The 20,009-nt window shown below is 69.8% G+C and carries 3 protein-coding genes; all 3 read left to right on the top strand.

Going from position 1 to position 20,009, the window contains the following annotated elements; translation table 11 throughout:
* Positions 1–27 precede the first annotated feature (27 nt).
* Positions 28–10,272, top strand: coding sequence for a non-ribosomal peptide synthetase (locus A5681_RS18330; RefSeq protein WP_067278044.1), 10,245 nt, complete (start codon positions 28–30; stop codon positions 10,270–10,272).
* A complete protein-coding gene (locus A5681_RS18325) occupies positions 10,269–17,915 on the top strand; it encodes an amino acid adenylation domain-containing protein (RefSeq protein ID WP_067278040.1) in 7,647 nt (2,548 codons plus the stop codon). Before A5681_RS18330 ends, A5681_RS18325 begins: the two co-directional genes overlap by 4 nt.
* A 410-nt stretch (positions 17,916–18,325) precedes the next feature.
* A partial coding sequence (locus A5681_RS18320; RefSeq protein ID WP_156738046.1) for a condensation domain-containing protein occupies positions 18,326–20,009 on the top strand: 1,684 nt, incomplete at its 3' end.

Below are 20,009 nucleotides of genomic sequence, written 5' to 3'. Positions count from 1 at the left end.
GGGGCGGATGGAGTTTTGGGGGAGTCGATGGGAGCTGGTGATCGCACACTTCCGCTGACGCGCGGACAGCTTGACATCTGGCTTTCGCAGGAAACGGGCTACGTCGGCACAGAGTGGCAGCTTGGCCTCTTGGTGAAGATTGAGGGTCAAGTAGACCGTGATGTCTTCGAACGCGCGATCAGCCAGGCCGTCGCGGAGGCCGAGGCCGGCCGGGTGTCGTTCTTCGAGGTCGACGGTCAGGTTGTCCAGAAGCCGATCGACTACCCCAACGTCGAGCTCGCCTTCCATGACCTGACTTCGTTGCCCGACCCCGTCGGAGAAGCCCGGGCGATGGCGTCGTCGATCCAGCGCACCCCGATGGCGTTGAACGGTCAGCTGTTCAAATTCGTGTTATTCCAAACGGCGGCTGACGAGTTTTATTTGTTCGGTTGCTGCCACCACATCGCGATTGACGGATTGGGTATGGCGCTGGTATGCCGCCGAGTTTCGACGATTTATTCGGCGATGGTGGCCGGAAAGCCCATTCCTGACGCGTATTTCGGTTCGGCGCAGGATTTGGTGGACATCGAATCCGAATATGAAGCGTCTGCCGACTATTTGGAAGACCAGGCGTATTGGAGCAACAACCTTCCGCCCGAGAGCGGATGGGTGGACCGCCCGTCCAACAACTCAAATGGTCGCGACCACTACTCGCCGTCCGCGTCCGTCCAGTTGGACCCCTCCGTCACCACCCGGATCAAGGAGCTGTCCAAGAAGCTGGGCATCCGCCGATTTTCCGTCACCACCGCGGCCTGCGCGCTTCTGGTCCGGGCGTGGTCGGGCAGTGGTTCGCAGGTGGCGCTCGACTTCCCGGTGAGCCGGCGGGTGAGCCAGCAGTCGAAGACGCTTCCCGGCATGTTCGCCGGGGTGGTGCCGCTGGTGTTGGACACGTCGCCCACCGCCACCGTCGCCGACTTCTGCAAGCACGTTGACACGCGCATCCGGGAACTGTTGCACCATCAGCGATTCCCGGTGCACACCCTGGAAACCGACGGCCTGCGGCAGGCGGCGAACCGCGTCGGCATCAACTTCCTCCCGATGAGGCTGACGCTGGACCTCGCCGGTTCGCCGGCGACGGCGAGTTACACCAACCACGGGCCCGTCGGGCACTTCAGCCTGTTCTTCCTCGGCGCCGGTGACCAGCTCTTCCTCAGCACCGCGGGGCCGGGCCAACCGTTCGCGGACTTCGGCGTGGCCGACCTGGCGGCGCGGATGCAGCAGGTGCTGGAGGAGATGACCGCTGACCCGGAGCGGTGGCTGTCCTCGATCGACCTGCTGGCCGCCGACGAGCCGGCCCAGCTCGACGAGTGGAGCAATCGGGCGGCCCTGACCCAACCGGCGCCCGAGCCCGTGTCGATCCCGGTGGCGTTTGCCGAACACGTGCAGCGCACGCCGGAGGCCCTGGCGGTGACCTGCGCCGCCAAGTCGTTGACGTACGCCGAGCTCGACGAGGCCTCCAACCGGCTGGCGCACCTGCTGGCCGACCGCGGGGTGGGCCCGGGCGACTGCGTGGCGGTGATGTTCCCGCGCTGCGCCGACGCGATCGTGGCGATGCTCGCCGTCCTCAAGACGGGCGCGGCGTACGTGCCGATCGACCCGGCGCACTCCGCGGCCCGCATGGAGTTCGTGCTCTCCGACGCCGCGCCGAGCGCGGTGATCACCACGGCGGACCTGCGTTCGCGGCTGGACGGGCACGACCTGTTGGTCGTGGACGTCCACGACCCGGCCGTCGAGACCCAGCCCAGCACGGCGCTGCCCGCCCCGGCCGCGGAGAACGTCGCCTACATCATCTACACCTCCGGGACCACCGGAACCCCCAAAGGCGTTGCCATTCCTCATCTCAACGTCACGTGGCTGATCGAGTCGCTCGACGAGGGATTGCCCAAGGGGCAGGTGTGGACCCAAAGCCATTCCGCGGCCTTCGACTTCTCCGTGTGGGAGATCTTTGGTGCGCTGCTGCGCGGCCGCCGGCTGCTGGTGGTGCCCGAGTCCGTCGCGAGCTCCCCGGACGAGCTTCACGACCTGCTGGTCGCGGAGAAGGTCAGCGTGCTCACCCAGACCCCGTCCTCGGTGGCGATGCTGCCGGAGGCGGGTCTCGAGTCCACCGCATTGGTGGTGGCCGGCGAAGCCTGCCCGGCCGACGTGGTGGATCGCTGGGCGGCGCCCGGACGGGTGATGCTCGACGCCTACGGGCCCACCGAAACCACGGTGTGCGCCTCGATCAGCAAGCCGCTGACCGCCGGAACCGGTGTGGTGCCGATCGGTTCGCCGATTTCCGGCGCGGCGATGTTCGTCCTCGACAAGTGGTTGCAGCCGGTGCCGGCCGGTGTGGTCGGTGAGCTGTACCTGGCGGGCCGCGGCGTCGGAATCGGATACGTGCGGCGCTCGGGTCTGACGGCTTCCCGGTTCGTGGCCAATCCCTTCGGCGGTCCCGGAGCACGGATGTACCGCACCGGCGACCTGGTCTGCTGGGGCGCGGACGGGCAGCTGCAGTACTTCGGCCGCTCCGACGAGCAGGTCAAGATCCGCGGCTACCGCATCGAGCTCGGCGAGATCCAGTCGGTGCTCAAGGGCCTCGACGGGGTCGACCAGGCGGCGGTGATCGCCCGCGAGGACCGCCCGGGAGACAAGCGCCTGGTGGGTTACATCACCGGGACCGCCGATCCGGCCGCGATCCGCGCGGCGCTGGCCGATCGCCTCCCGCCGTACATGGTCCCGGCCGCGGTGGTGGTGCTCGAGGCGCTGCCGCTGACCGGCAACGGCAAGCTCGACAAGCGAGCGCTGCCCGCACCCGAATACGCCACCGCCGAATACCGCGCCCCGGGCGATCCGGTCGAGGAGATCCTGGCCGACATCTACGCCCAGGTCTTGGGTCTGGAACGCGTCGGCGTCGACGCCTCGTTCTTCGACCTGGGCGGCGACAGCATTCTGTCGATGCAGGTCGTCGCGCGCGCCCGGGCGGCCGGCATCCTGTTCCGGCCGCGGGACGTGTTCGTCGAGCAGTCGGTGTCCCGGCTCGCGCGGGTGGCCGAGGTCGCGGCCGACGGTGCGGCCGGGGCGGGCGACGACGGTGTCGGGCCCGTGGTGGCCACCCCGATCATGCGGTGGCTGCAAAGCATCGACGGGCCGATCGAGCAGTTCAACCAGACCGTGGTGGTGCAGGCCCCGGCCGGGGCCGACGAGGACGACGTGGTGGCAGTGCTGCAGGCGCTGCTTGACCGCCATGCCGCGCTGCGGCTGCGCGCCGACGACGACGGCGCGGGCGGCTGGTCGCTGCAGGTGCCCGAGGTCGGCGCCGTTGACGCGCGCGGCTGCGTGCACGCCGTCGAGTCGCTGTCCGAAGAGGCGTTGGCGGAGGCCCGGTCGCGGCTGAACCCGGCCGCCGGGGTCATGGTCAGTGCGGCGTGGGCGCAGTCCACGGGTCAGCTGGCGCTGATCATCCACCACCTGGCCGTCGACGGCGTGTCATGGCGAATCCTGTTGGAAGACTTCAACATCGCGTGGGCGCAACATCACAACGGGCAGCCCATCGCCCTGATGGCGCCCGGGACGTCATTCGCCCGGTGGTCGTCGCTGCTTCAGGAGTACGCGCACCGGCCCGACGTGGTGGCCCGCGCCGACGAGTGGCGGCAGGTCGCCGCCACCCCGGCCGCGTTGCCGGCGGTGCAACCCGACGCAGACACCTACGTGAACGCCGGTCAGCTGTCGGTCTCGCTGGACGTCGACACGACGCGGCTCCTGCTCGGTGAGGTGCCGGCGGCCTTCCACGCCGGCGTGGGTGACATCTTGCTGATCGCCTTCGGGCTGGCCTTCGCGGAGTTCCTTGGCACCGGCGCGGCGCCCATCGGCATCGACGTGGAGGGCCACGGGCGCCAGGAAGAACTGTTCCCCCGGGTGGACTTGTCCCGCACCGTCGGCTGGTTCACCACCAAATACCCGGTGGCGTTGAAGGGCGGCCGACTCAACTGGTCGCAGGTGGCCGGCGGCGATTCCGCGCTGGGCCCGGTGATCAAGGCCGCAAAGGAACAGCTGCGCGCGCTGCCCGACGGCCTGACCTACGGCCTGCTGCGCTACCTGAACGACGACGTGGACCTCGACGGGGCGGACCCGGTGATCGGGTTCAACTATCTGGGACGGCTCGGCGCGGGTGCCGATCTCTCCGATGAGTTGTGGCGGGTCAGCCACGACAGCCTGGCGGTGGCGGCGGTGGCCACGGCGGTGCCCATGCCGCTGGCGCACACGGTCGAGCTCAACGCCGGCACCATGGATACCGAGGCGGGCCCGCACCTGCAGGCCAACTGGACGTGGGCCCCGTCGGCGCTGGACGAGGAGCGGGTAAACCGGTTGAGCCAGTTGTGGTTTGAGGCTCTGGCCGGGATCTGCGCGCACGTTCAGGCCGGCGGTGGCGGGCTGACCCCCTCGGACATCGCCCCCGCTCAGCTCAGCCAGCAGCAAATCGACGCGCTGTGCCGGCAGGGCGGCGTCGCCGACGTGCTCCCGCTGACCCCGGTGCAGCAGGGACTGCTGTTCCACACCGCCTTCGCGCAGGACATGGACGACCTGTACGCGGTGCAGCTCGGAATTACCGTCAGCGGTGCGCTCGACGCGGCGCGCCTGCGCGAGGCGGTCCACACCGCCGTCAAGCGACACCCCAACCTGGTCGCCCGGTTCTCCGAAGACTTCGGCGAGCCCGTCCAGGTCATCCCGGCCGACCCGCAGATGGCGTGGCGGTATCTCGAGCTGGACGGCGACAACATCGACGAGCAGGTCGAGCAGCTGGCCGCCGACGAGCGCGCCGCGGTGTGCGACCTCGCCGACAAGCCGTCGTTCCGGGCCGCGTTGATCCGCACGGCGGCCGACCGGCATCGATTCGTGCTGACCATCCACCACATCGTCGTCGACGGCTGGTCGCTACCCGTCCTGCTGCAGGAAGTGTTCGCCAGCTACTACGGGGAGCGGTTGCCCGCCCCGCCGTCGTACCGCAGCTTCGTCACCTGGCTGACCAACCAGGACCGCGCCGCCGCGCAGGCGGCGTGGGCGCAGGCGCTGGCCGGGTTCGAGACCCCGACCCTGGTCGGCCCGCTCGGGCAGATCGGGAAGCGCGGCGTCGCCGCCTTCCATGTGCCCGCCGAAACCACGCACGCGCTGGGCGAGCTGGCGCGCACCTGCCGCACCACGATCAGCACCGTGCTGCAGGGCGCGTGGACGCAGCTGCTCACCTGGCTGACCGGCCAGCACGACATCGCGTTCGGCACCGCCGTCTCGGGACGGCCCACCGAACTGCCCGGCGCGGACGCGATGGTCGGCCTGCTGATCAACACGGTGCCCGTGCGGGCGACCATCACCGCGACCACCACCGTCGCCGACCTGCTCGACCAGCTGCAGCGTCTCCACAACGACACCGTCGACTACGAGCACCTGGCGCTGCCCGAGATCCATCGCGTCACCGGTCACGATCAGCTGTTCGACACCTTGTTCCTCTACGAGAACTACCCGATCGACGCGGGTGCCCTGTTGGGCGTCCACGAGCTGGCCATCACCGACTTCAGCAGCCGCGAATACAACCACTACCCGCTGTCCGTGGTGGCCTCGCCGGGTCACGAGCTGAGCCTGCGCGTCGAGTTCGACACCGAGGTGTTCACCGCCGCGGCCATCGCCACGCTCATCGATCGGCTGCAGCAGGTGATGGTCGCCATGACGGCCGATCCCACCCGGCGGCTGTCCTCGATCGACCTGCTCGACGCCGCCGAGCACAGCCGGCTCGACGACTGGGGCAACCGGCCGGTGCTGGCCGAGCCGGCGCCCGAGCTGGCGTCGATCCCGGAGCTGTTCGCCGCGCAGGCGGCCCGCGCGCCCGAGGCGATGGCCATCACCGACGGCGACCGGTCCTGGACGTACGGCGAGGTCGAGGAGTCCGCGAACCGCTTGGCCCACCTGCTGGTGAGCCGGGGCGCCGGCCCGGGGGAGCGCGTCGCGGTCCTGTTCCCGCGCACGGCCGAGGCCGTCGTCGCGATTCTGGCGGTGCTCAAGACCGGCGCGGCCTACGTGCCGGTCGACCCGACGGTGCCGGACACGCGCATGCAGTTCGTGCTCGGCGACTCCGCGCCCATCGCCGCGGTCACCACCGCGGAGGTGCGCTCGCGGCTCGACGGCTCGAGCCTGGACATCATCGACTTCGACGACCCCGCCGTCGCCGAACAATCCAGCGACGGGCTGCCCCCGCCGTCGCCGGACAACGTCGCCTACATTATCTACACGTCCGGAACCACCGGTACGCCCAAGGGCGTGGCCGTGCCGCACCGCAACGTCACCCAGCTGCTCGAGTCCCTGGACGCGCAACTGGCGCTGGGGCAGGTGTGGACGCAGGCCCACTCGCTGGCCTTCGACTTCTCGGTGTGGGAGATCTACGGGTCGCTGCTGTACGGCGGCCGCCTGGTGATCGTGCCGGACGCGGTGGTCCGCTCGCCCGAAGAGCTGCACGCCATGCTGGTTCGGGAACAGGTCAGCGTGCTGAGCCAGACGCCGTCGGCGTTCTACGCACTGCAGACCGCGGATTCGCTGGCGCCCGAGCTGGGGCAGCAACTGAAGTTGCAGACCGTGGTGTTCGGGGGCGAGGCGCTCGAACCACAGCGGTTGGGCAAGTGGCTGCACAACCACCCCGGGTTGCCACGCCTGATCAATATGTATGGCATCACCGAGACCACGGTGCACGCCTCGTTCCGGGAGATCGTCGACGGGGACGGCGACAGCAACGCCAGCCCGATCGGCGTGCCGCTGGCGCACCTGGCCTTCGTCGTGCTGGACGGCTGGCTGCGGCCGGTGCCCGAAGGCGTCGTCGGCGAGTTGTATGTCGCCGGCCGGGGCCTGGCGTACGGGTATGTGGGCCGGTCGGGGCTGTCCGCCACGCGATTCGTGGCGTGCCCGTTCGGCGGGTCCGGTGCGCGCATGTACCGCACCGGCGACCTGGTGCGCTGGGGCGCCGACGGTCAGCTGCAGTACATGGGCCGCGCCGACGAGCAGGTCAAGATCCGCGGCTACCGCATCGAGCTCGGCGAGGTGCACGCCGCCCTGGCCGCGCTGGACGGTGTCAACGAAGCGGCGGTGATCGCCCGCGAGGACCGCCCCGGCGACAAGCGGCTGGTCGGGTACGTGACCGGAACCGCAGACCCGGCCGAGATCCGCAACCAGCTGGGTGAGCGGCTGCCGACCTATATGGTGCCCACCGCGGTGGTGGTGCTCGATGCGCTGCCGCTGACCGTCAACGGCAAGCTCGACACCCGCGCGCTGCCGGCGCCGGAATACTCCGACGCAGATCACTACCGCGCCCCCGGCACGGCCATCGAGGAGATCCTGGCCGGCATCTACGCCCAGGTTTTGGGCGTGGAACGCGTCGGCGTCGACGACTCGTTCTTCGACCTTGGCGGTGACAGCATCCTGTCGATGCAGGTCGTCGCCCGGGCCCGGGCGGCCGGCGTCGTCTGCCGCCCGCGCGACATCTTCGTCGAGCAGACGGTGGCCCGGCTGGCCCGGGTGGCCACGCTGGCCACCGACGACGACGTGGTCGACGAGGGCGTCGGGCCGGTGGTCGCGACGCCGATCATGCGCTGGCTGCACAGCGTCGACGGCCCCGTCGAGCAGTTCAACCAGACCATGGTGGTGCAGGCCCCCGCGGGGGTGACCGAAGCCGACGTCGTGCTGGTCCTGCAGGCTTTGCTGGATCGGCACGCGATGCTGCGGCTGCGCGTCGACGACGACGGTGCGGGCGGGTGGTCGCTGCGGGTCCCCGAGGTTGGCGAGGTGGATGCCGCCGGGTGCGTGCACACCGTGGAGACGTTGTCCGACGCGGCACTGTCGACGGCCGTCTCGCAGCTGAACCCGGCCAGCGGCGCGATGCTGCGTGCGGTGTGGGTGCCCGGCACGGGCCAGCTGGCGCTGATCATTCACCACCTGGCCGTCGATGGCGTGTCGTGGCGAATCCTGTTGGAAGACTTGAACATTGCCTGGGCCCAGCACCACAGCGGGCAGTCGGTCGCGCTGCCGGTGGGCGGCATGTCGTTCGCGCGGTGGTCCTCGCTGCTGGCGGAGCACGCGCGCCGACCGGAGGTCGCCGACACCGCCGAGGCGTGGCGGCAGATCTCGTCGACCCCGGCCCCGTTGCCGTCGGTGCGGCCCGACATCGACACCTATGTCAGTGCGGGACAGCTGTCGGTTTCGCTGGACGCCGACACCACTCGGTTGTTGCTGGGGGAGGTGCCCGCGGCGTTCCACGCCGGCGTGCAGGACATCCTGTTGATCGCGTACGGGTTGGCGTGGGCGCAATTCGTGGGCACCGGCGCCCCGATCGAGATCGACGTCGAGGGCCACGGGCGGCAAGAGGAGCTGGGCCCGCAGGTGGACCTGTCCCGCACGGTGGGCTGGTTCACCACCAAGTACCCGGTCGCGTTGCAGGTCGGCGGGCTGTCCTGGGGACAGGTCGTCGCCGGCGAGGCGGAGCTGGGGGCGCTGGTCAAGGATGCCAAGGAACAGTTGCGCGCCCTGCCCGACGGCCTGACCTACGGCTTGCTGCGCTACCTGAACCCCGATGTCGACCTAGACGTGTCTGACCCGGTGATCGGGTTCAACTACCTCGGGCGCCTCGGCGGTGCCGGCGACCTGTCCAGCGAACTGTGGCGGCTCGACCAGGACAGCCTGGCGTCGGCCGGCGCGGCGACCGCGGTGCCGATGCCGTTGCCGCACACCGTCGAGCTCAACGCCGGCACCCTGGACACCGCCGGCGGTCCGCTCCTGCAGGCCAACTGGACCTGGGCGCGCTCGGCGCTCGACGAGGGCCAGGTGGCCCGGCTCAGCGAATTGTGGTTCGACGCCCTGAGCGGCATCTGCAGCCACGTCCGTAACGGTGGCGGCGGCCTGACGCCGTCGGACCTGGCGCCCGCGCGGTTGACCCAGCGGGACATCGACGAACTGTGCCAGCGCTACCCGATCGCCGACGTGCTCCCGTTGACCCCGCTGCAGCAGGGCCTGCTGTTCCACACCGGCAGCGAGCACGGCAGCGACGACCTGTACGCGGTGCAGCTCGACATCAGCGTGAGCGGCGCCCTCGACCCGCACCGGTTGCGCGACGCCGTGCAGACGATGATCAAGCGGCATCCCAACGTGGTGGCCCACTTCATCGAGGACTTCGGTGAGCCCGTGCAGGTCCTCTCGGCCGAGCCCGCGTTGTCGTGGCATTACGTCGAACTCGACGCCGAGGACGTCGAACCGGAAGAGCAGATCCAGCAGCTCTGCGCCGCCGAACGCGCCGCGGTCTGCGACCTGGCGGAGCGCCCGCCGTTCCGGGCCGCGCTGATTCGCACCGCCGACAACCGGCACCGGTTCGTGCTGACCAACCACCACATCGTGCTCGATGGCTGGTCGAAGCCGATCCTGCTGCAGGAGATCTTCGCCGCCTACTACGGCGTGCAGCTGCCCGCCCCGGTGCCGTACCGCAAGTTCGTCGCCTGGCTGGCCGCGCAGGACCGCGAGGCGGCCCAGGCGGCGTGGCGGCGGGTGCTGTCCGGGTTCGACACCCCGACCTTGGTGGGTCCACCCGGCCGGGTCAGCCTCGGGCCGCGGGGCGTGTCCTCCTTCCAGGTGTCGGCGGAGACCACGCGGGCGCTGGGCGAACTGGCCCGTTCGTGCCACACCACCGTGAGCACCGTGCTGCAGGCCGCGTGGGCGCAGCTGCTGATGTGGCTGACCGGGCAGCACGATGTGACATTTGGCACAGCGGTGTCGGGCCGGCCGACCGATCTGGCCGGCGCCGACCAGATGGTCGGGCTGCTGATCAACACGGTTCCGGTGCGGGCGACCATCGGCGCCGAAACCACCATCGCCGACCTGCTCAACCAGCTACAAGGCGCCTACAACGACACGCTCGAGCACCAGCATCTGGCGCTCAATGAGATCCACCGTGTAACGGGACACGACCAATTGTTCGACACCATGTTCGTGTACGAGAACTATCCAATCGACACCGCAGCGTTATCTGCCGTCGATGAGCTGGCTATTAGCGGTTTCACAAATCGGGAATACAACCACTACCCGTTGTCGGTGCAGGCCGTGCCAGGTCACGAATTGGGTCTTCGCGTCGAATTCGATACAGAAGTCTTCGACACGGGCAGAATCGAGAGGTTGGTTGAGCGGTTCAGGCGCGTGCTGGAAGCCATGACCGCAGATGTGGAGGAGCAGTCATGACCGTCGGTGCGGGGCGGCGATTGTTGTCGATCGACTTGCTTGATGGCGGCGAGCACGACCGCCTCGACGAGTGGGGCAACCGGGAGGTCTTGACCGCGCCGGTCACGGGGGCGGTGTCGATTCCGGCGTTGTTCGCCAAGCAGGTCGCGCGTGTGCCCGAGGCTCCGGCGCTGACGTTCGACGGCCGCACACTGACGTACCAGGAACTCGACGAGGCCGCGAACCGGCTCGCGCATCTGCTGGCCGACCACGGCGCCCGCCCGGGCGCGTGCGTGGCGCTGCTGCTGTCGCGATCGGCCGAGGCGATCGTGTCCATCCTGGCGGTCCTCAAGACCGGGGCGGCGTACCTGCCGATCGACCCGGCGGTCCCCGCGGCCCGGATGGAGTTCATGCTCGGCGACGCTGCACCGGTCGCCGCGGTCACGACGAGCGAACTGCGCGCACGGCTGGACGGATTCGACCTGCTGGTGGTCGACGTCGCGGACCCGGCGGTGGAAGACCAGCCGAGCTCCGGGTTGCCCGGGCCGGCTCCCGAGGACATCGCGTACATGATCTACACGTCGGGCACGACCGGCACCCCGAAGGGTGTGGCGGTCACGCACCAGAACGTGACCCAGTTGCTCAACAAGCTGCCCGCCGACCTGCCCAAGGCCGGTGTGTGGTCGCAGTGGCATTCGCTGGTCTTCGACGTCTCGGTGTGGGAGATCTGGGGCCCGCTGCTGCACGGCGGCCGGCTGGTCGTGGTGCCCGAGTCGGTGGCCGGATCGCCGGACGACCTGCACGCGCTGCTGGTGGCGGAGAAGGTCACCGTGTTGTGCCAGACCCCGTCGGCGGTGGGCATGCTCTCGCCCGACGGGCTGGATTCGACCGCGCTGATCGTCGCCGGCGAGGCCTGCCCGTCCGAGGTGGTGGATCGCTGGGCGCCGCGCCGGGTGATGATCAACGCCTACGGCCCGACCGAAGGCACGGTGTACGCGTCGATGAGCGCCCCGCTGAAGGCGGAGTCCGGGGCGCCGCCGATCGGCTCGCCCGTGCCCGGGGCGGCCCTGTTCGTGCTCGACAAGTGGTTGCGCCCCGCGCCGGAAGGCGTCGTCGGCGAGCTGTACATCGCCGGTCGCGGCGTGGCTTCGGGATATGTGCGCCGGCCGGGCCTGACGGCCTCGCGATTTATCGCCTGCCCGTTCGGGGCGCCGGGGACGCGCATGTACCGCACCGGCGACCTGGTGCGCTGGGGCGTCGACGGCCAGCTGCAGTACCTGGGCCGCGCCGACGAACAGGTCAAGATCCGCGGTTACCGCATCGAGCTCGGCGAAATCCAGTCGGCCCTGGCCGCGCTGGAAGGTGTGGAGCAGGCGGCGGTGATCGCCCGCGAGGACCGGCCCGGCGACAAGCGGCTGGTGGGCTACGTGACGGGGACGGCCGACCCGGCCGTGATCCGGACCCAGCTCGGCGAGCGGCTGCCCAGCTACATGGTGCCCGCGGCCGTCGTGGTGCTGGACGCGTTGCCCTTGACCGTCAACGGCAAGCTCGACAAGCGCGCCCTGCCCGCCCCCGAGTACCAGAAGACCAGCGGCGAATACCGCGCGCCGACCACGGCCGTCGAAGAGACGCTGACCGCCATCTACGCCCAGGTGCTTGGGCTCGAGCGGGTGGGCGTGGACGACTCGTTCTTCGACCTCGGCGGCGACAGCATCCTGTCCATGCAGGTGGTGGCCCGCGCCCGGGCCGCCGGTGTGGTGTGCCGGCCGCGCGACGTCTTCGTCGAGCAGACGGTGGCCAAGCTGGCCCGCGTGGCCCGCGTGGCCTCCGGCGACGAGGAAGTCGACGAAGGCATCGGCCCGGTGGCCGCCACCCCGATCATGCGCTGGCTGCAGCAGGTCGAGGGTCCGACCGACCAGTTCAACCAGACCATGGTGGTGCAGGCCCCCGCGGGTGTCACCCGCGACGACGTGCAGGTGGTGCTGCAGTCGCTGCTGGACCGGCACGCCACGCTGCGGCTGCGGGTCGACGACGACGGCGCCGGCGGCTGGTCGATGCACGTGCCCGAGGTCGGCTCCGTCGAGGCCGGCACCTGCCTGCACACCGTCGACGCGCTGTCCGACGCGGCGCTGGTGGCGGCGCGCTCGCAGCTGAACCCGGCCGCGGGCATCATGTTCCGCGCCGTGTGGGCGGAATCCACGGCCCAGTTGGCGTTGATGATTCACCACCTGGCCGTCGATGGCGTGTCGTGGCGAATCCTGTTGGAAGACTTGAACATTGCCTGGGCTCAGCACCACAGCGGGCAGCCCGTGGCGTTGCCGACGGGCGGAACCTCATTCGCCCGCTGGTCGGCAATGCTCGAGGAGCACGCCCAGCGGCCCGAGGTCGTCGAGACGGCCGAGGCGTGGCGACAGGTCGCGGCGACCCCGGCCTTGCTGCCGGCGGTGCGCCCCGACGTCGACACCTACGAGACCGCCAAGCAGCTCTCGGTGTCGCTGGACGTCGAGACCACCCGGTCGCTGCTCGGCGAGGTGCCCGCGGCGTTCCACGCCGGGGTGCAGGACATCCTGCTGATCGCGTTCGGGCTGGCGTGGGCGCGGTTCGTCGGCACTGGCGCCCCGATCGGCATCGACGTCGAGGGCCACGGCCGCCACGAGGAGCTCGGCCCGCACGTCGACCTGTCCCGCACCGTCGGATGGTTCACCACCAAGTACCCCGTCGCGCTGACCGTCGGCGAACTGGACTGGCAGCAGGTGATGGCCGGCGACCGGGCCCTGGGGGCGCTGGTCAAGAAGGCCAAGGAACAACTGCGCGCCCTGCCCGACCCGCTGACCTACGGGCTGCTGCGCTACGTGAACACCGACGTCGACCTGGACGGGTCGGACCCGGTCATCGGGTTCAACTACCTGGGCCGACTCGGCGCGGCGGCCGACCTTCCCGGCGAGATGTGGCGGATCAGCCAGGACAGCCTGTCGTTCACCGGCGCCGCCAGCGCGGCGCTGCCCATGCCGTTGATGCACACCGTCGACCTCAACGCCGGGACCATGGACACCGAGGCCGGCCCGCACCTGCAGGCGAACTGGACGTGGGCGCCCTCGGCGCTGGACCACGAGCAGGTCAGCCGGTTGAGCCAGTTGTGGTTCGAGGCGCTGGCCGGCATCTGCGCGCACGTGCGCAGCGGCGGGGGCGGGCTCACCCCGTCGGACATCGCGCCCGCTCGGTTGACCCAGCAGCAACTCGACGACCTGTGCCAGCAGCACGCGGTCGCCGACGTGTTGCCGTTGACCCCGTTGCAGCAGGGGCTGCTCTTCCACGCCAGCTTCGCGAACGACATCGGCGACGACGTATACGCCGTGCAGCTCGGTATCACCGTCACCGGCGCCCTCGACGCGCACCGGCTGCGCGAGGCCGTGCACGCCGTCGTCGACCGGCACCCCAACCTGGCGGCGCGGTTCTGCCCGCAGTTCGGTGAGCCGGTGCAGGTCCTCCCGGCCGACCCGGTGATGGCGTGGCGCTACATTCAGCTCGGCGCGGACGACCTGGATCCCGACGAGAAGATCGAACAGCTCTGCGCCGCCGAGCGTGCGGCGGTCAGCGACCTCGCCAACCGGCCGGCCTTCCGCGCCGCGCTGATCCGCACCGCCGACAACCGGCACCGGTTCGTGCTGACCAACCACCACATCGTGATGGATGGCTGGTCGCTGCCGATCATGCTGCGGGAGATCCTGACCAGCTACTACGGCGAGCGGTTGCCCGCGCCCGCGTCCTACCGCAGCTACCTGACGTGGCTCGCGGCCCAGGACCGCACGGCCGCCCGCGCGGCCTGGGCCGAGGTGATGGCCGGATTCGACGCCCCCACCCTGGTCGGCCCGCCGGCCCGGCTCGGCCTCGGCCGGCGGGGCGTCGAGTCCTACCGGCTGCCCGCCGAGACCACGCGGGCGCTGGGCGAGCTTGCCCGGTCCTGCCACACCACGATCAACACCGTGCTGCAGGGTGCCTGGGCGCAGCTGCTGATGTGGCTGACCGGTCAGCACGACGTCGCCTTCGGCACCGCGGTGTCCGGCCGCCCGGCCGACTTGCCCGGCGCCGAGTCGATGGTGGGCTTGTTGATCAACACCGTGCCGGTGCGCGCCAACATCACCGCGGCGACCACCGTGGTCGAGCTGCTGCAGCAACTGCAGACCGCCCACAACAACACGATCGAGCACGAGCACCTGGCGCTGAACGAGATCCACCGCGTCACCGGTCACGACCAGCTCTTCGACACGCTGTTCCTGTACGAGAACTACCCGATCGACACCAGCGTGCCGTTGGGCTTCCACGAGCTGGCGATCACCGACGTCACCAACCGCGAGTACAACCACTACCCGCTGTCGGTCATGGCGCTCCCGGGCCGCGAACTGGGCCTGCGCGTCGAGTTCGACACCAGCGTCTTCGACACCGCCGGGATCGAGTCGCTGATCGAGCGGTTCCAGCGGGTGCTGGCGGGCATGACCGCCGACTCCAGCCAGCGGCTGTCCTCGATGGACGTCCTGGACGGCGGCGAGCGCGCGCGCCTCGACGAGTGGGGCAACCGTGCGGTGCTGACCGCGCCAGTCGGGTTGAAGGCGTCGATTCCGTCGCTGTTCGCCAAGCAGGTGGCCCGGACGCCGGACGCGGTGGCGCTGACGTTCGACGGCCACTCGATGACCTATCGCGAGCTCGACGAGGCCACGAACCGGATGGCCCGCCTGCTGGAGGAGCACGGCGCGCGGCCGGGCGAAAGCGTGGCTCTGCTGCTTCCGCGGTCGGCCCAGGCGATCGTGTCGATCATGGCGGTACTCAAGACCGGCGCGGCGTATCTGCCGATCGACCCGGCGGTCCCGGCGGCGCGGATCGAGTTCGTCCTCGACGACGCCACGCCGGTCGCCGTCGTCACGACCGCCGAGTTGCGGTCGCGACTGGAGGGCTCCGACCTGCTGGTGATCGATGTCGACGACCCGTCGGTGGACGACCAGCCCGCCACGGCGTTGCCGGGGCCGGCGCCCGAGGACATCGCGTACCTGATCTACACGTCCGGCACCACGGGCGTGCCGAAGGGCGTCGCGGTCACGCACCACAACGCCACCCAGTTGCTCGAGAGGCTGCACGCCGATCTGCCGGACCCGGGAGTCTGGGCGCAGTGGCATTCGCTGGTGTTCGACGTCTCGGTCCACGAGATCTTCGGTGCCCTGTTGCACGGCGGCCGGCTGGTAGTGGTGCCCGAGGCGGTGGCCGGTTCTCCGAAGGACCTGCACTCGCTGCTGGTCGCGGAGCAGGTGACCGTGCTCAGCCAGACCCCGTCGGCGGTGGGAATGCTCTCGCCGGAGGGGCTGGACTCGATGGCCCTGGTGGTCGCCGGCGAGGCATGCCCGCCCGAGGTGGTCGAGCGGTGGGCCACCGGGCGGGTGATGATCAACGCCTACGGCCCGACCGAGGGCACGGTGTACGCGGCGATGAGCGCGCCGCTGAGCGCGGACGGGGGAGCGCCGATCGGCGCGCCGGTTCCCGGGGCCGCGCTGTTCGTCCTCGACAAATGGCTGCGGCCGGCGCCGCAAGGCGTCGTCGGTGAGCTCTACATCGCCGGTCGCGGCGTGGCGTCGGGCTATGCGCGGCGCTCGGGCCTGACGGCCTCGCGCTTCGTGGCCTGCCCGTTCGGGGCGCCCGGCGCCCGGATGTATCGCACCGGTGACCTGGTGCGGTGGGGCGCCGACGGGCAGCTGCAGTACCTGGGCCGGGTCGACGAGCAGGTCAAGGTTCGCGGCTACCGCATCGAGCTCGGCGAAATCCAGGCCGCCCTGGCCGGTCTCGACGGGGTTGAGCAGGCCGCGGTGATCGCCCGCGAGGACCGCCCCGGCGACAAGCGGCTGGTCGGTTACATCACCGGCACTGCCGACCCCGCCCAGGTGCGGGCGCAGCTGGGCGAGCGGCTGCCCGCCTACATGGTGCCGGTCGCGGTGGTGGTGCTGGACGCGCTGCCGCTGACCGTCAACGGCAAGCTCGACAAGCGCGCCCTGCCCGCCCCCGAGTACCAGAAGACCGGCGGGGAGTACCGGGCTCCGGCCACGCCGGTGGAGGAGACCCTGGCCGACATCTACGGCCGGGTGCTCGGGTTGGAGCGGGTGTCGGTCGAAGACTCGTTCTTCGACCTCGGCGGCGACTCGCTTTCCGCGATGCGGGTGATCGCCGAGATCAACACCGCGCTCGACGCCAGCCTCTCGGTGCGCACCTTGTTCGAGGCACCGTCGGTGCGAGGCCTCGCCCACCGGGCCGAACACGATGCCGGCGATGCGGGCCACGCCGAGGCCGGCGGCCCCAGCTTTGCGTCCGTCCACGGTCGCGACGCCACCCAGGTCTACGCCAGCGATCTCACCCTGGACAAGTTCATCGACGCCGCGACGCTGAGCGCCGCGCCCGCGCTGCCGGGCCCGAGCTCGGAGGTGCGGACGGTCCTGCTCACCGGGGCGACCGGCTTCCTGGGCCGCTACCTGGCGCTGCAGTGGCTCGAGCAGCTCGAGCTGGTGGACGGCAAGCTGATCTGCTTGGTCCGTGCCGGCTCCGACGAGGAGGCGCGCCAGCGGCTGGAGAAGACGTTCGACAGCGGTGACCCGAAGCTGCTGCGGTACTTCCAGGAGCTCGCGGCCGACCACCTCGAGGTGATCGCCGGTGACAAGGGCGCCGCGAACCTTGGGCTCGATGAGCAGACGTGGCAGCGGCTGGCCGACAGCGTCGACCTGATCGTTGACTCGGCCGCGCTGGTCAACGGCGTCCTGCCTTACAGCGAACTGTTCGGCCCGAACGTCGCGGGCACCGCCGAGCTGATCCGGGTGGCGCTGACCAGCAGGCTGAAGCCGTACGCCTACGTGTCGACCTCGGATGTGGGCCGCCAGATCGATCCGGCGGCGTTCACCGAAGACGCCGACATCCGGGTCATCAGCCCGATCCGCAAGATCGACGGCAGCTACGCCAACGGCTACGGAAACAGCAAGTGGGCCGGCGAGGTGCTGCTGCGTGAGGCCAACGACCTGTGCGGGCTGCCCGTTTCGGTGTTCCGTTCCGACATGATCCTGTCCGACACCAGCTACGCCGGGCAGTTCAACCTGTCGGACATGTTCACCCGGATGGTCCTGAGCCTGGTGGCGACCGGCATCGCTCCGCGGTCGTTCTACCAGCTGGACGCCGAGGGCAACCGGCAGCGGTCGCACTTCGATGCGCTGCCCGTCGAGTTCGTCGCCGAGGCGGTCACCACCCTCGGCACGCAGGTGGTCGAAGGGTTCGAGACGTATCACGTGATGAACCCCCACGACGACGGGATCGGGATCGACGAGTACGTCGACTGGCTGATCGAGGCCGGCTACCCGATCGAGCGCATCGACGACTTCGGCGAGTGGCTGCAGCGGTTCGAGGCCGCGCTGCGCGAGTTGCCCGAGCGGCAGCGCAAGCACTCGGTCCTGCAGATGCTGCAAGTCCCGGGCTACAACCAGTTGCAGGCGCCCGAACCGGCCAGCGGGTCGTTCGCCCCGACCGACCGCTTCCGCGCCGCGGTGCAGGAAGCCAAGATCGGTGCGGACAACGACATCCCGCACATCTCGCCGGCGGTGATCGTCAAGTACGTCACCGACCTGCAGTTGCTCGGACTGCTCTAGCTCGATACTCGGTTCGGGACGGTCCCACGCGGGCCGTCCCGAACCGGGTATCCGTTTTTGCGGTCGAAAACATCCTTTGCGTATCTTTTGTGTGCGGTTAGAGGAGTGCTGTAAGGCGGCTGAGACTTTTTCGAAACCTCTAGCGCACATTCGCGCCCTCGATTAATCTTTCGGACTGTTGCACTTATGTTGACTAAGTTGGTGGAGAAACTGTGTGCGTCGGACCGTTCGATGAGGACATCCGCGGCTCCGTCTTAGTCGGCGACGGTCGGCAACGAGCATTCGCACGCGGACCGTGCCGCGTGCGTGCGCGCTATCCCGCGGAACCGAACGGGCATTGCGGAGGGTTCGGTCGAGCGGCTGCAGTCAACCGGGGGTTTGAACAGTGAACCTCATGGTTGGGAAGTTGGATGCAGCTTGGTGAGCAAGCCCTTCCGCTCACGCGCGGCCAACTAGACATCTGGCTCGCGCAGGAGACGGGCCACTCCGGCACGGAGTGGCAGATCGGTCTCTTCGTCAGGATCGACGGCAGGGTCCAACGCGAGGCCCTGAAGTGGGCGATCCGCCAAGCGGTGGAAGAAGCCGAACCGACCAGGGTCTGTTTCGCCGAGGCTGACGGTCAGGTGTTCCAGCGGCCGGCGGCCTACCCCGACATCGATCTGGCGTTTCACGACCTGAGCGGTTCGAGCGACGCCATCGACGAGGCCCGGCGCATGGCGTTGTCGATCCAACGAACGCCCATGCCCTTGACCGGCCCGTTGTTCAGGTTCGCCCTGTTCCAAACCCGTGCGGACCAGTATCACCTGTTCGCGTGCTGCCACCACATCATTGTCGACGGAACCGGCGTCGCGCTCGTCGGCCACCGCATCGCCGCCATCTACTCCGCCATCGTGTCCGCCGCTCCCGTCCCGCCGGCCGTGTTCGGTTCCCTGCAGGATCTTCTCGACTGCGAGTCACAGTACGAAACGTCCGGCGATTACCGGAGGGACGAGGCGTATTGGGTCCAGAACCTTCCGGCGATCGACGCGGGCCCGCGCCGGGCTCCGCGCGCCAAGGGTGAGCGCGATCCCTGGCCGTCCCCGCCGCTCGCCTTGGACTCCGGCGTCCTCCGCCGAGTCCACAAGCTGTCGCAGGTGTGGGGCGTGTCGCCGACGTCGGTCATCACCGCGGCGTGCGCGCTGTTAGTGCGGGGGTGGACCGGCGGTGGCCAGGAGGTGGTCCTCGACTTCCCGGTCAACCGGCGGGTGCGGCCGGAATCGAAAACGCTCCCCGGCATGGTCGCCGGGGTGGTGCCGCTGGTGTTGCGAGTCGCGCCGGAACTCACGGTCGCCGATTTCTGCCGGCACGTCGACACCCGGGTTCGCGAAGCCATTGAGCACCAACGGTTTCCCGTGCAAGCGTTGGAGCGCAAGGCGCGCGGGCCGGCCGGACTGCCCGAGCGGGTAAGCGTCAATTTCATTCCGTCCGCCTTCACGTTGCCCTTCGGCGGCGTCACGGCCTCGGCGTCGTACACCAACAGCGGCCAGGTGGGTGGCTTCGGGCTGATCTTCTCCGGTGACGGGGACCAGTTTTTCCTCAGCACGGCGGGGGCGTTGGAGCCCTTTTCCAGCTTCGAGGCTGCGCAGTTGGCGCGCCTCTTGGAGCGGATGTTGGTGGCGCTGACCGCGGACACCACGCGGCGGCTGTTGTCGCTCGATGTGCTCGAAGACCCGGAGCGCGCGTGCCTGGCCGGGTGGGGCAACTGGGCGGCCGCAAAAGGGCCCGCGCCGGGCCGGTCGATTCCGGAGTTGTTCGGGTCGTGGGCGCAACGGGCTCCCGATGCGCTCGCGATCTCCTGCGCGGGCCGCTCGTGGTCGTACCGGGAGTTGGACGAGGCGTCAAACCGGTTGGCGCGCTGGCTTGTTGGGCGTGGTGTGGGTCCGGGGGACTGCGTGGCGTTGCTGATGCAGCGCTCGGCGGAGGCGGTGATTGCGCTCCTGGGGGTGCTGAAGGCGGGGGCGGCGTATGTGCCGATCGATCCGGCGGTGCCGACGGCCCGGGTCGAGTTCACGCTCGCCGATTCGGGGGCGGCGGTGGTGGTCGTGGGCGAGGGAC

It is taken from the genome of Mycobacterium scrofulaceum, from assembly GCF_001667885.1.
Lineage (GTDB): Bacteria > Actinomycetota > Actinomycetes > Mycobacteriales > Mycobacteriaceae > Mycobacterium > Mycobacterium scrofulaceum_C.
The sequence above is the reverse complement of the archived record's forward strand: the minus strand, read 5'-3'. Positions and strand labels throughout refer to the sequence as shown.